The 16,039-nt window shown below is 76.1% G+C and carries 1 pseudogene; it reads left to right on the forward strand.

Annotated elements, in window-relative coordinates:
- Positions 1–62 precede the first annotated feature (62 nt).
- A pseudogene (locus Aiant_RS12660) lies at positions 63–15,872 on the forward strand (SDR family NAD(P)-dependent oxidoreductase); the annotation flags it as partial.
- Between the last annotated feature and the right edge of the window lie 167 nt (positions 15,873–16,039).

Below are 16,039 nucleotides of genomic sequence, written 5' to 3' on the forward strand. Positions count from 1 at the left end.
AGGCGGCCGTCGCGGTCCTCGCGCAGATCATGCCGGACGAGTCGCCGGCGATCGAGCCCGACCGCCCGTTCCGGGACCTGGGCCTCGACTCGATGGCCCTGGTCGCGCTCCAGTCCCGGTTGAGCGCGGCCACCGGCCTGCCGCTGCCGCCCACCGTCGGCTTCGACTTCCCCACCCCGGCGCTGCTGGCCGGGCACCTGGTCGCGCTGGCCACCGGCGCGGACGAGGACACCGCCGAGCACGCGAGGGGTCCGGCCGTCCCGGACGAGCCGATCGTCATCGTCGGCGTCGGCTGCCGGTACCCCGGCGGGGTGCACTCCCCCGAGCAGCTCGGCGACCTGATCGCCGACGGGCGGCACGTGCTCGGCGACTTCCCGGCCGACCGCGGCTGGGACCTCGACCGGCTCTACGACCCGGACCCGGACCGGCCCGGCTCGATGTACGTGCGCAACGGCGGGTTCCTGCCGGACGCCGCCGACTTCGACGCCGGCTTCTTCGGCATCAGCCCGCGCGAGGCCCAGGCCATGGACCCGCAGCAGCGGCTGGTGCTGGAGACCGTCTGGGAGGCGATCGAGCGGGCCGGGATCGAGGCGGACACGCTGCGCGGCAGCCGCAGCGGCGTGTTCATCGGGGCCGAGGCGCAGGAGTACGGCATGCGCCTGCACGAGGCCCCGGACGGCCTGGACGGCTACCTGATGACCGGCAACGCGCCGAGCGTGATCTCCGGCCGGGTGGCGTACACCATGGGTCTGCGCGGGCCCGCCCTGACCATCGACACCGCCTGCTCCAGCTCGCTGGTCGCGCTGCACCTGGCGGTCCAGTCGCTGCGCCGCGGGGAGAGCGACCTGGCGATCGCCGGTGGCGCCGCGGTGATGGCCGGCCCGGGCACGTTCACCTCGTTCAGCCGGCAGCGCGGCCTGGCCCCGGACGGACGGTGCAAGCCGTTCGCCGCGGCGGCCGACGGCACCGGCTTCGCCGAGGGTGTCGGGGTGCTGGTGCTGGAGCGGCTCTCCGACGCCCGCCGGCACGGGCACCCGGTGCTCGCGGTGGTCCGCGGCAGCGCGGTCAACCAGGACGGCGCCAGCAACGGCCTGACCGCCCCGAACGGCCCGGCCCAGCGCCAGGTGATCCGGCAGGCGCTCACCGACGCCGGGCTGGCCGCCGGCGACGTCGACGTGGTGGAGGCGCACGGCACCGGCACCACGCTGGGCGACCCGATCGAGGCGCAGGCGGTGATCGCCACCTACGGCGCCGGGCACTCTCCCGAGCGGCCGCTGCTGCTCGGCTCGATCAAGTCGAACCTCGGGCACACGCAGGCCGCCGCGGGGGCGGCCGGCATCATCAAGATGATCGAGGCGATGCGCCGCGAGGTGCTCCCGCCGACCCTGCACGTCGACGAGCCGACCCCGCACGTGGACTGGTCGGCCGGCACCGTCCGGCTGGCGGTCGGCGCGGTGCCGTGGCCGGCCGGGGAGCGCCCGCGCCGCGCGGCCGTCTCGTCGTTCGGCGTCAGCGGCACCAACGCGCACGTGATCATCGAGGAGCCGCCGGCGCTCCCGGCCGAGGAGCTGGTCACGCCCGCTTTCCGGCCGGCCGGCACGCCGGTCCCGCTGGTGGTCACGGCACGGGACGAGACCGCGCTGCGGGCCCAGGCCGAGCGCCTGCTCGACCGCCTCGGCGAGGGAGTCGCCCTGGACGACCTCGGGTTCTCGCTCGGGACCACGAGGACCAAGCTCGACGTACGCGCCGTGGTGCTGGCCACCGACCCGGCCACCGCCGAGCAGGGCCTGCGGGCCGTCGCCGGCGGCGCCGAGCTGCCGTCCGTGCTGCGTGGCACGCTGCCGGCCGGCCGGCTCGCCGTGCTCTTCACCGGGCAGGGCAGCCAGCGCCTCGACATGGGCCGCGAGCTGGCCGAGACCTACCCCGTCTTCCGGGACGCCCTGGCCGACGCGATCGCCGCCCTCGACGTGCACCTGGACGTCTCGCTGTGGGACGTGCTGTTCGCCGCCGAGGGCTCGGACCGGGCCGCGCTGCTGGACCGCACCGAGTACACCCAGGCGGCCCTGTTCGCCGTGGAGACCGCGCTGTACCGCCTGGTCACCGCGTGGGGCGTGCGGCCGGACCACCTGGCCGGCCACTCGGTCGGCGAGCTGGTCGCCGCGCACGTCGCCGGGGTGCTCGACCTGGACGACGCGGCCATGCTGGTCGCCGCCCGGGGCCGGCTGATGGGCTCGCTGCCGGCCGGCGGCGTGATGGTCGCCGTGGCCGCGCCGGAAGCGACCGTCCGGCCGCTGCTCACCGACGGCGTGGACATCGCCGCGGTGAACGGGCCCGGATCGGTGGTGCTGTCCGGCAGGCAAGACGCGGTTCTCGCGCTCGCCGAAGAACTGAACGTCAAGGCCACCCGCCTGAACACCTCGCACGCGTTCCACTCGCACCTGATGGAGCCGATGCTCGCCGAGTTCGCGGAGATCGCCGAGGTGCTCGACTACCGGGCGCCGCAGATCGCGGTGATCTCCGGCGTCACCGGGCAGCCGGCCACCGCCGCGCAGCTGTGCGACCCGGCCTACTGGGTGGATCACGTGCGCGCCTGCGTCCGGTTCGCGGACGTGATCGCCACCCTCGCCGACGCCGGCGTCACCACGTTCCTGGAGCTGGGCCCGGACGCGGTGCTCAGCGGCATGGGCGCCCGCTGCCTGGACGGCGAGGCGCACTTCGTGCCCGCGCTGCGCCGGGGCCGGCCGGAGGCCGCCGAGCTGGTGGCCGCGATCGGCGCGCTGCACGCGCACGGCACGCCGGTGGACTGGGCGGCGTTCTTCGCCGGGCGCGGCGCCCGGCGGATCGCCCTGCCGACGTACGCGTTCCAGCGCCGCTCCTACTGGCTGCACGCCCCGGCCGGCACCGACACCGCCGAGCTCGGCCAGGCCGACGCCGGCCACCCGCTGCTCGGCGCGGTCGTGCACCTGGCCGGCGGCGGGGTGGTGCTGACCGGGCGGCTCGCCGTCCGCAGCCAGCCGTGGCTCGCCGACCACGTGGTCGGCGGCGCCGTCCTGGTGCCCGGAACCGCCCTGGTGGAGCTGGCCGTGCGGGCCGGGGACGAGGCCGGCTGTGCCCGGTTGGAGGAGCTGACCCTGCACCGGCCGCTGGTCCTGCCGGACTCCGGTGCCGCGATGGACGTGCAGGTCGTCGTCGGCGAGGAGGGCGCGGACGGCATCCGTACCGTGGAGATCCACGCCCGGCCCGCGGCGACCGGCGGCGAATCCTGGGTCCTGCACGCGGCCGGCACGCTGGCGCCGCAGGGCGCCGAGCCGGACGCGGCGACCGGCGACTGGCCGCTGGCCGGCGCCGCACCGGTCGAGACCGGCAACCTGTACGCCGAGCTGACCGCCGCCGGATACGGCTACGGTCCCGCCTTCCAGGGCCTGCGCGCCGTGTGGCGGCGCGACCGCACCGTCTTCGCCGAGGTCGCGCTCCCCGAGGCGGTCTCCGGCGCGGAGGAGTTCGGGCTGCACCCGGCGCTGCTCGACGCGGTGCTGCACGCCACCGACTTCGCCACCGGCGCGTCCCTGGCGGGCCCGGCCCGGCTGCCGTTCGCCTGGACCGACGTCACCCTGCACCGGTCCGGCGCGGCCGCGGTCCGGGCCACCATCACCGCCACCGGCGACGACGCGGTCACCATCGAGCTGACCGACGCGGCCGGCCGGCCGGTCGCCAGCGTCGGCTCGTTCGTCGCCCGGGCGGTCGGCGCCGATCGACTCGCCGCGACCGCGGCCGGCACCCTGTACGAGGTGGTCGGGCGGCCGGTCGCGGTGCCCGCGGACACCCCGGCCGGGCGCTCCTACCAGGGCTTCGAGGCGCTGCGGGCGGCCCTGGCCGGCGGCGAGCGGTTCCCCGGCTGGGTGGCGGTCACCGCCGGCCCGGCGACCGGGGACGTCCCGGCCGACCTGCGGGACCGGACCGGCGCGCTGCTCGAACTGCTCACCGCGTGGCTGGACGCCGACGCGGTGGCCGACACCCGGTTGGTCGTGGTGACCGGCGGGACCGCGGACGTCGTCGAGGGCGCGCTCACCGGTCTGGTGCGCACCGCGCAGGCCGAGAACCCGGGCCGGTTCCAGCTGGTCAGCCTGCCCGGCGGGGACCCGGCGCTGCTCGCGGCCGCGGTCGCCACCGGCGAGCCGGAGGTGGCCGTGCGCGACGGCCGGGTGCTGGCCGCCCGGCTGGCCCCGGTGACTCCGGCGGAGCCGGTCGAGAACCCGTGGGGCGACGGCGCCGTGCTGATCACGGGAGGCACCGGTGGGCTGGGCGCGCTGGTCGCCGAGCACCTGGTGCGGGCTCACGGCGTACGCGAACTGGTGTTGACGTCGCGGCGTGGTCCGGACGCGCCGGGCGCATCCGCACTGATCGCCCGCCTCGCGGATCTCGGGGCGGCCGCGGAGGCGGTCGCGTGCGATGTGGCGGACCGTGCCGCGGTGCGGGACCTGCTGGCGCGGATCGGGGGCGGGCTGACCGGCATCGTGCATGCGGCCGGGGTGGTCGCCGACGGCCTGCTCGGGACGCTGACCCGGGAGGCGCTGGACACCGTGCTGGCGGCCAAGACGGTGGGTGCCTGGCACCTGCACGAGCTGACCGCCGGGCTGCCGCTGGCCGCGTTCGTGATGTTCTCCTCGGCGGCCGGCACCCTCGACGGGGCGGGGCAGGGCAATTACGCGGCCGCGAACGCCGGTCTCGACGCGCTGGCCGCGCTGCGGCACGAGGCCGGACTGCCGGCCACCGCGCTGGCCTGGGGATTGTGGACCGGCGAGGCCGGGATGGGCGCCGCACTCACCGCGGCCGACCTCCAGCGCGTCGAGCGCTCCGGCCTGACGCCGCTGTCGCCCGCGGAGAACCTCGCGCTGCTCGACCTCGCGGTCCGCGGCCGGGTCCCGGCCGCCCTGCCGTTGCGGCTGGACCAGGCCGCGCTGCGGGACCGCGGCGACGAGCTTCCGGCGATGCTGCGGGGACTTTTCCGTACGCCGGTCCGCCGCGCCGCCGCGACCGGGGCGAGCGCCGCCCCGCAGCAGGGCGAGCTGGCCCGCCGGCTGGCGCAGCTGCCCCCGGCCGACCGTCCGGCCGCCCTGCTCGACCTGGTCCGCACGCACGTCGCCGCGGTGCTCGGCTTCGACGACCCGGCGGCGGTCGACCCGCGCCGGGCGTTCCAGCAGATCGGTTTCGACTCGCTCGCCTCGGTGGAGCTGCGCAACCGGCTGACCGCGGCGACCGGGCTGCGGCTGCCGGCGACGCTGACCTTCGACTACCCGTCGGCGCGGGCCCTCGCCGAGCACCTGCGCGAGCTGGTCCTGCCGTCGGCCGAGCCGGCCGCGGTGGCCGCCGCCGGGTCCCCGGCCGTCGCGGACACCGGTGAGCCGATCGCGATCGTGGGGATGGCCTGCCGTTATCCGGGTGGGGTGGCGACGCCGGAGGACCTGTGGCGGCTGGTCGCCGACGGGACCGACGGGATCAGCCCGTTCCCGGAGAACCGGGGCTGGGACACCCTGGGGATCTTCGACCCGGAGCCGGGGAAGCCGGGCAAGACGTACAGCAACGAGGGTGGCTTCCTGCACGACGCCGCCGAGTTCGACCCGGCGTTCTTCGGCATCTCGCCGCGCGAGGCGCAGGCCATGGACCCGCAGCAGCGGCTGCTGCTGGAGGTCGCCTGGGAGGCCGTGGAACGCGCCGGGATCGACCCGCAGTCGCTGCGCGGGAGCCGGACCGGGGTGTTCGCCGGGGTGATGTACCACGACTGGGCGACCCGGCTGGGCGACGTGCCGGAGGACCTGGCCGGATATCTCGGCAACGGCAGCCTGGCCAGCGTGGTGTCCGGCCGGGTGGCGTACGTCCTGGGCCTGGAGGGCCCGGCCGTCACGGTCGACACCGCCTGCTCGTCGTCGCTGGTGGCCCTGCACTGGGCGATCCAGGCGGTCCGCCAGGGCGACTGCTCGCTGGCGCTGGCCGGCGGCGTGACCGTGATGGCGACCCCGGACACCTTCACCGACTTCAGCCGGCAGCGCGGGCTGGCCGCGGACGGCAGGTGCAAGTCGTTCGCCGACGCGGCCGACGGCACCGGCTGGGGCGAGGGCGCGGGCATGCTGCTGGTCGAGCGGCTCTCCGACGCGGTCGCCCAGGGGCACCCGGTGCTCGCGGTGATCCGCGGGTCGGCGGTGAACCAGGACGGCGCCAGCAACGGGCTGACCGCGCCGAACGGACCGGCCCAGCAGCGGGTGATCCGGGCCGCCCTGGCCGGGGCCGGGCTGGACGCCGCCGACGTCGACGTGGTGGAGGCGCACGGCACCGGCACCACGCTCGGCGACCCGATCGAGGCACAGGCGCTGCTGGCCACCTATGGCCAGGACCGTCCGGCGGAGCAGCCGCTGCTGCTCGGGTCGATCAAGTCGAACATCGGGCACACCCAGGCCGCCGCGGGCGTCGCCGGGATCATCAAGATGGTCCAGGCCATGCGGCACGGGGTGGTGCCCAGGACGCTGCACGTGGACGAGCCGTCGGCGAAGGTGGACTGGAGTGACGGGGACGTCCGGCTGGTCACCGAGGCCGTCGACTGGCCGGCCGTCGAGCGGCCGCGCCGGGCCGGGGTGTCGTCGTTCGGGATCAGCGGGACCAACGCGCACGTGATCATCGAGCAGGCGCCGGCCGGGGCGCCGGTGTCGCCGGAACCGCTGGGCGGGCCGGTGCCGTGGCTGATCTCCGGGCACACGCCGGAGGCGGTTCGCGGGCAGGCCGAGCGGCTGCTGGGCTACCTGGAGACGCACGGGGAGGTCGATCTCGCCGGAGCGGGCCGGACGCTGGCGACCGGGCGGGCGGCGCTGGAGCACCGGGCCGCGGTGGTGGCCTCGACCGAGGTGGAGTTCGCGGACGGGCTGGCGGCGCTCGGGCCGATCGGTGCCGTCACCGGCGGCAAGCTGGCGATCCTGTTCACCGGGCAGGGGTCGCAGCGCCTCGGGATGGGCCGGGACCTGTACGAACGCTTCCCGGTCTTCGCGGCCGCCTTCGATGAGGCCGGCGCGGCGGTCAAGGACGTCGCCTGGGGCGCTGACGCCGACGAACTCGCGCGGACGGTCAACACCCAGCCCGCCATCTTCGCCTTCGAAGTCGCCCTCTACCGGCTCCTCGAATCCTGGGGCGTCCGCGCCGACTACCTCGCCGGGCACTCGATCGGCGAGATCGCCGCGGCTCACGTGGCCGGCGTCCTCTCGCTCGACGACGCCGGTCGCCTCGTCGCGGAGCGCGGCCGGTTGATGCAGGCGCTGCCCGCCGGGGGTGTGATGGTCGCCGTCGCGGCACCCGAAAGCGCGATCGAGCTCATCGACGGCGTGGACATCGCGGCTGTCAACGGCCCGCGGTCAGTCGTCCTGTCCGGAAAGGCGGAAGCAGTCGAGGCCGTCGTCGCCCGGCTGGGCGCCAAAGCCACGCGACTGAACACTTCGCACGCCTTCCACTCCCACCTCATGGAGCCGATGCTCGAAGAGTTCGAGCATTTCGCCCGCACCCTCGACTTCTCCGAGCCGACGATCCCGGTGGTCGTCGTCGGCGACGTCACGGATCCCGGCTACTGGGCGGACCACGTCCGCGACGCCGTCCGCTTCCACGACGTCGTCGAGGACCTGGCCGACCGGGGCGTCACCACGTTCCTGGAGGTCGGCCCCGACTCCACCCTGACCGGCCTGGGCCGTCAGATCACCGACGACGCCACGTTCATCGGCCTTCAGCACCGGACCCGGCCGAACGAGCTGCTCACCGGCCTGGCCGCCGCCTGGGCCCGCGGCGTCGAGGTCGACTGGGCCGCGTTCTACGGACCCGGTCCGCGCGCCGACCTGCCCACCTACGCGTTCCAGCGGGAGACCTACTGGCTGGACGCGGCCGAGCCGGCCACCGGCGACGTACGCCACGCCGGCCTGGGCGCCACCGACCACCCGATGCTCAGCGCGGTCGTGGTGGCCGCGGACGGCGGCGGGGTCACGCTCACCGGCCGGCTGGCGCTCGGCGCCCAGCGGTGGACCGGCGACCACGTCGTGCTCGGGTCGGTGCTGCTGCCCGGCACCGGCTTCGTCGAACTCGCCCTGCGCGCCGCCGACGAGGTCGGCTGCGGACTGCTCGAAGAGCTCACCCTGGAGGCGCCGCTGGTGCTGCCCGCCCGAGGCGGGGTGGCGGTGCAGGTGACCGCCGGCGCCGCGGATGCCGCGGGACGACGGCCGTTCGCCGCCTGGACCCGCCCGGAGGACGCCACCGACGCGCCCTGGACCCGGCACGCGGTCGGCTTCCTCGCCCCCGACCCGGCCACCCCGGCCGACTCGCTGGCCGAGTGGCCGCCGCCGGGCGCGACCGCGCTGCCGGTCGACGGGGCGTACCAGCGGCTCGCCGCGCGCGGTTACGGCTACGGCCCGGTCTTCCAGGGCCTGCGGGCCGCCTGGCGGCGCGGCGAGGAGCTGTTCGCCGAGGTGGCGCTGCCGAGCGAGGCGCACGCCGACGCGGCCCGGTTCGGCCTGCACCCGGCCCTGCTGGACACCGCGATGCACGCCGACCTGTTGCAGGAGGACGCCGACGACACCGGCGACACGCTGCTGCCGTTCGCCTGGACCGGGGTCACCCTGCACGCCGCCGGGGCCACCGCGCTGCGCGTCCGGGTCCGCCGGATCCGCGGGGCCGAGGTCTCCTCGATGCTGGTCGCCGACGGGACCGGCCAGCCGGTCATGACCGTGGACCGGCTGGTGTCCCGGCCGGTCAGCGCCGATCGGCTGGCCGCCCCGGCGCCCGGCGCGGACGGCCTGTTCGGCGTCGAGTGGCGACCGGCCCCGGACGCCGCCGGCACGGTGGCTCCGGAGGTCGTGGTGCTCCGCTCGCCGGACGGCACGGACGTGCCGAGCCGCACCCGGGGCGCGGTCGCCGAGGCCCTGGCCGTGCTCCAGGACCGCCTCGCCGGGGACCGGACCGGGCCGCTGGTCGTGGTGACCCGGGACGCGGTCGCGGTCGGCGACGAGGACCCGGACGTGGTCAGCGCGCCGGTGTGGGGCCTGGTCCGGGCCGCGCAGGCGGAGAACCCGGGCCGGTTCGTGCTCGTCGACACCGACCGGGACGTGCCGGACGACCTGCTCGCCCGGGCGCTCGCCACCGGGGAGCCGGAGCTGGCCGTCCGCGACGGCCGCCTGCTGATCCCCCGGCTGCTCGCCGCCCCCGCGGCGGCGGAACCCATCACCTGGACCGCGGACGACACCGTGCTGATCACCGGCGGCACCGGCGGCATCGGCGCGCTGCTCGCCGAGCACCTGGTCCGCCAGGGCGCCGGCCGGCTGGTGCTGACCAGCCGGCGGGGCCCGGACGCGCCGGGGGCGGCCGCCCTCGCCGGGCGGCTCACCGCGCTGGGCGCCACGGTGCACGTGGTGGCCTGCGACGCGACCGACCGGGCCGCGCTCGCGGCCTGCCTGGAGACCTACGGCGACGCGCTGACCGCGGTGGTCCACGCCGCCGGGGTCGCCGACAACGCGCTCACCGCCGACCTGACCGGGGACCGGGTGGCCGCCGTGCTGGCGCCGAAGGTCGACGCGGGCTGGCACCTGCACGAGCTGACCGCGCGGCTGCCGCTCAAGGCGTTCGTGCTGTTCTCCTCGGCGGGTGGCCTCGTCCTCGCCGCCGGGCAGGGCAACTACGCGGCGGCGAACGTCTTCCTGGACGCGCTCGCCCAGCACCGCCGGGCCCGGCACCTGCCGGCCACCGCTGTCGCCTACGGGTTGTGGGCGGAGCAGACCGGGCTGGGCGGGGCGATCACCGCCGCCGACCTGGACCGGATGCGGCGGCTGGGCACTCCGGCGATCGAGACGGCGGACGCGCTGGCGCTGTTCGACCGGGCCCTGGGCAGCGGGCTGCCGCTCGCGGTGGCGCTGCCGGTGGACCGGTCCGCGCTCGCCGCCCGCGGGGCCGGCCTGCCCGCCCTGCTGCGCGGGCTGGTCCGCGCCCCGGCCCGCCGGGTCGCGGCGGTCGCGGACGCGGCCACCGGCAACCCGCTGGAGCAGCGGCTCGCCGGGCTCGACGAGGCGGCCCGTGAGAAGGCGGTCCTCGACCTGGTGCGCGGGCACGTGGCCACGGTCCTCGGGCACGCCTCGGCGGACGCGGTCGCGGCCGACAAGGCGTTCAAGGAGCTGGGCTTCGACTCGCTCGCGGCGGTGGAGCTGCGCAACGCGCTGAACACGGCGACCGGGCTACGGCTGCCGGCCACGCTGGTGTTCGACCACCCGACATCGCGGGCGGTGGCCGAGGTCGTACGGGAAGGTCTCGGTGGGCGGAAGACCACCGTGACCCCGCAGACCGCCGCGCCCACCGCGGTCCCGGCCGGTGATCCGATCGCGATCGTGGGCATGACCTGCCGTTATCCGGGCGGGGTCGGCTCGCCGGAGGACCTGTGGCGGCTGGTCGCCGACGGGGTCGACGCGGTCGGCGCCTTCCCCGGCGACCGGGGCTGGGACGTCGGCAAGGTCTATGACCCGGAGCCGGGCCTGCCCGGCAAGACCTACTCGCGGGACGGCGCGTTCCTCTACGACGCGGCCGACTTCGACGCGGCGTTCTTCGGCATCTCGCCGCGCGAGGCGCAGGCCATGGACCCGCAGCAGCGGCTGCTGCTGGAGACCGCGTGGGAGACGTTCGAGCGGGCCGGGATCGACCCGGCCGCGATGCACGGGACGCAGACCGGCGTCTACGTCGGGGTGATGTACCACGACTACGGCAGCTGGCTGCGCGAGGTGCCGGACGACATGGCCGGGTACGTCGGCAACGGCAACGCCGGGAGCATCCTGTCCGGCCGGGTCGCCTACGCGCTCGGCCTGGAGGGACCGGCCGTCAGCGTCGACACCGCCTGCTCGTCGTCGCTGGTCGCGCTGCACATGGCGACCCAGGCGCTGGCCTCCGGCGAGGTCACGATGGCGCTGGCCGGCGGCGTGACGGTGATGTCGACCCCGGAGATCTTCATCGAGTTCAGCCAGCAGCGCGGGCTCTCCCCGGACGGCCGGTGCAAGTCGTTCGCCGGGGCCGCGGACGGCACCGGCTGGGGTGAGGGCGTCGGCCTGCTGCTGCTGGAGCGGCTCTCCGACGCGCGGCGCAACGGGCACGAGGTGCTCGCGGTGATCCGCGGGTCGGCGATCAACCAGGACGGCGCCAGCAACGGGCTGACCGCGCCGAACGGGCCGTCCCAGCAGCGGGTGATCCGGACCGGCCTGGAACGGGCCGGGCTGACCACCGCGGACGTGGACGTGGTCGAGGCGCACGGCACCGGCACCCGGCTGGGCGACCCGATCGAGGCGCAGGCACTGCTGGCCACGTACGGCCAGGACCGGCCCGCGGAGCAGCCGCTGCTGCTGGGGTCGATCAAGTCGAACATCGGGCACACCCAGGCCGCGGCCGGGGTCGCCGGAGTGATCAAGATGGTGCAGGCGATGCGGCACGGTGTCGTGCCGAAGACCCTGCACGTGGACGAGCCGTCGCCGGTCGTGGACTGGTCGGCGGGCAACGTGCGGCTGGTCACCGAGAGCGTGGCGTGGCCGGCGGTGGACCGGCCGCGCCGGGCGGCGGTGTCGTCGTTCGGGCTCAGCGGCACGAACGCGCACGTCATCGTCGAGCAGGCGCCGGCGGGCGCGCCCGCGGAATCCGCCGGATCGGTGGCGGGTCCGCTTCCGGTCGCGGTCTCCGCACGCAGCGCGGCGGCGCTGGAAGCGCAGACGGAGCGGATGGCCTCCGCCGCCGGCGCGCCGCTCGACGTGGCGTTCTCGTCGTTCACCACGCGGGCGGCGCTCGACCACCGGCGGATCCTGCTCGGTGACAAGCAGGTCAGCGGGGTGGTGACGCCGGGGTCGGTGGCGATGCTGTTCACCGGGCAGGGCTCGCAGCGGCTCGGGATGGGCCGCGACCTGTACGAACGCTTCCCGGTCTTCGCTGCCGCCTTCGACGCCGCCGGCGCGGCGGTCAAGGACATCGCCTGGGGCACTGACGCCGGCGAACTCGCGCGGACGGTCAACACCCAGCCCGCCATCTTCGCGTTCGAGGTCGCCCTCTACCGGCTCCTGGAGTCCTGGGGCGTCCGGCCCGACTACCTGGCCGGGCACTCGATCGGGGAGATCGCCGCGGCTCACGTGGCCGGCGTCCTCTCGCTCTCCGATGCCGCGCGGCTCGTCGCGGCGCGCGGGCGGCTGATGCAGGCGCTGCCGGCCGGCGGCGTGATGGTGGCGGTGGCCGCGCCCGAGTCGGCGGTGCTGCCGCTGCTCATCGACGGGGTGGACATCGCGGCGGTCAACGGGCCCGCCTCGGTGGTGCTCTCCGGCACCGCCTCGGCGGTGGACGCGGTCGTCACCGCGCTCGAAGTGAAGGCCACCCGCCTGAACACGTCGCACGCCTTCCACTCGCACCTGATGGAGCCGATGCTCGACGAGTTCCGGCGGATCGCCCGATCGCTCGACTACTCCGAACCGACCGTTCCGCTGGTCACCGTCGGCGACGTGACCAGCCCCGACTACTGGGTCGAGCACGTACGCGACACCGTCCGGTTCCACGACGTGGTGACCGACCTGCTCGGCCGCGGCGTGGTGACGTTCCTGGAGTGCGGGCCGGACTCCACCCTCACCGGGCTGGGACGGCAGATCACCGACGACGCCGCGTTCATCGCACTCCAGCACCGGACCCGGCCGGACGAGCTGCTCACCGGGCTGGCCACGGCCTGGACCCGGGGCGTCGCGATCGACTGGACGCCGCTGCTCGCCGGTGGCCGCAAGGTCGACCTGCCGACGTACGCCTTCGAGCACCAGCGCTACTGGCTCGACGGCGGGGACACCGGCCACGGCGACCCGGTGAGCATGGGCCTGAGCCGGCCCGGCCACCCGCTGCTCGGCGCCGTCGTCACGGTGCCCGGCGCGGACACCACGGTGTTCACCGGGCGGCTCGCGCTCGGGGCCGAGGGCTGGCTGGCCGAGCACGCCGTGCACGGCAGCACGATCCTGCCCGGCACCGCGTTCGTCGAGCTGGCGCTGCACGCGGGGCTGCACAGCGGGGTGCCGGTGCTGGCCGAGCTGGTGCAGGAGGCGCCGCTGCCGATCCCCGCCTCGGGCGGCCGGACGCTGCGGGTGGTGGTCGGCGCGGCCGACGACGGCGGGCAGCGCGCGGTGGGCATCCACACCCGGCCGGACGACGCGGCCGAGGACGACCCGTGGACCCGGCACGCGGCCGGTTTCCTCGCGCCGCCGGCCGAGGTAACCGCGGACGCGCTGACCGCGTGGCCGCCGGCCGGGGCGGAGGCGGTCGACGTCTCCGGGCTCTACGACGAGCTGGCCGGGGCGGGCTACGGATACGGGCCGGTCTTCCGGGGGTTGCGGGCCGCCTGGCGGCAGGGCGACGCGGTGTACGCCGAGGTGGCACTGCCGGACGGCAGCCACGCCGAGGCGGCCCGGTTCGGGATCCACCCGGCGCTGCTCGACGCGACGATGCACGCGCTGAGTTATGGCGGCGCCGGGGCCGGTGCGGAGCAGGGGGCGACGATGCTGCCGTTCTCCTGGGAAGGAGTTTCGCTGCTGGCCGGTGGAACGGACGCGGTCCGGGTGCGGTTGTCGCCGGCCGGGCCGGGGGCGGTCCGGCTGACGGTGGCGGACAGCTTCGGGGCTCCGGTGGCGGTGGTGCGGTCGCTGACGTTGCGGCCGGTCACGGCGGCGCAGCTGGGTGGCGGGGCGGCGGTGAGCGGGTCGCTGTTCACGGTGGAGTGGTCGGCGGTGTCGGCTCGGGGTTCGGACGGGGGGCGGTTCGTGCGGGTGCTCGGGGCGGCGGACCTGGACGACATCACCGGCGTGGACGTGATCGTCGCGTCGGCCGGGGCGGTCTCCGGCCCGGTCTCCGGCCCGGCTCCCTCCGCAGCCCCGGCTCCCTCTGCGGCTCCCGCAGCCTCCACGGCGCCGGCTCCCTCCACGGCTCCCGCTCCCTCCGCGGCCCCGGCTCCCTCCGCGGCCCCGGCTCTCTCCGCGGCTCCCGCTCCTTCCGCGGCCCCGGCTCCCTCCACGGCCCCGGCTCCCTCCACGGCCCCGGCTCCCTCCACGGCCCCGGCTCCCTCCACGGCGCCCGCTTCCGGAACGGCCATCGCTTCCGGAGCGGCCATCGGTTCCGGAACGGCCATCGCTTCCGGAACGGCCATCGGTTCCGGAACGGCCATCGCTTCCGGAGCGGTCTTTGTGCCGGCGCGAGCACGGGCTGCGGCGCGGGAGGCGCTGGAGCTGGTCCAGGCGTTCCTCGGGCGGCCGGAACTGGCCGGCACGCGGCTCGTCGTGCTCACCCGGAACGCGGCGACCGTACCCGGCCAGGATGTGGACCCGGCGGCGGCGGTGGTCTGGGGGCTGTTGCGGTCGGCTCAGGCGGAGAACCCCGGACGGCTGATCCTGCTGGACAGCGACGGGGAGGTCGGGGACGAGGTGCTGGCCCGGGCGGCCGGCGCCGCGGAACCCGAGCTCGCGATCCGGGACGGGCGGCTGCTCGCGCCGCGGCTGGTGCCCGCCGCGGCGGCCGACCCGGTGAACTGGACCGCGGACGACGTGGTGCTGGTGACCGGTGGGACCGGTGGGCTCGGGGCGTTGCTGGCCGAGCATCTGGTGCGGGCTCACGGCGTACGCAAATTGGTTCTGATCAGCAGAAGCGGACCGCAGGCCCGCGGCGCGGAAGAATTGCGGCGGCGTCTGGGTGCGGCCGGGGCCGAGGTACGGCTGGAAGCCTGCGACGTGACTGACCGGGCGGCCCTGGAGCGGCTGCTCGACGGGGTGACCGGCATCGTGCACGCGGCCGGGGTGGCCGACAACGCGCTGGTCACGGACCTGACGCCGGAGCAGCTGGACCGGGTGCTGGCGCCGAAGGTGGACGCCGGATGGCACCTGCACGAGCTGACCGCCGGGCGGGAGCTGAAGGCCTTCGTGGTGCTCTCCTCGGCCGGCGGGCTGGTGCTGGCGGCCGGGCAGGGCAACTATGCCGCGGCGAACGTCTTCCTGGACGCACTGGCGCACCACCGGCGGCATCGCGGGCTGGCGGGTACCTCGCTGGCCTACGGGCTGTGGGAGGTGAGCACCGGGCTCGGCGGCGACCTGACCGCGGCCGACCTGGAGCGGATGCGGCGGCTCGGCACTCCGGCGCTGGCGGTCGCGGACGGGCTCGCGCTGTTCGACGCGGGGCTGGCCAGCGGGCGGGCGAACCTGGTCCCGATGGACGTCGACCCGGTGGCGCTGGGTGCGCGGGCGGACGACGTGCCGGTGCTGCTCCGGGACCTCGCGCGGCGGCCGCGGCCTGGTGGCCGTCCGGTCGGCGGCTCGCTCGCCTCCCTTTCGGAACGGCTGGTCGGACTCACCGCCGAAGATCAGGAGGGCCTGGTGCTGCGGCTGGTCCGGACGCACGTGGCGACGGTGCTCGGGCACGCCGGGGCGGAGACGGTGGAGGTGGATCGGCCGTTCAAGGATCTGGGGTTCGACTCGCTGACCGCGATCGAGCTGCGGAACGCGCTGAACAACGCCACCGGTCTGAAGCTCCCGGCGACGCTGATCTTCGATCACCCGACGCCGCGGGCGGTTACCGCGCAGGTGCTCGCGGATCTGGCGCCCGCCGTGGCGCCTCCGGTGTCGGCCCTCGACGACCTGGCCCGGCTGGAGGCGGCGCTGGACGCCAACCCGCCCGGGGCGGAGGAGCAGGCTCGGCTCGCGGCCCGGTTGCGGGCGCTGGCGGCTCGGCTCGGGGGCGGGGGCTCGGAGGAGGACGGGCTTTCGGCGGCCAGTGCGGCGGAGCTCTTCGACATCCTGGACGCGGAGTTGGGGGCGTTCCCGCACTGAGGGTTTGCTGGGTGGACGGGCCGTCGGCATCTCGCCGGCGGCCCGTTCCGCTTCCGCATGCCAAGCCACGGCCGCCGCTCCTGGTAGTGGTGGGACGCGGTCGGTGAGGCGGCTTGCGGTCCCGGTTAATGAGCTGGTCCTGAGGGCCGTATCACCGGGCTGGACAG

Source organism: Actinoplanes ianthinogenes (assembly GCF_018324205.1).
Taxonomy (GTDB): Bacteria; Actinomycetota; Actinomycetes; order Mycobacteriales; family Micromonosporaceae; genus Actinoplanes; species Actinoplanes ianthinogenes.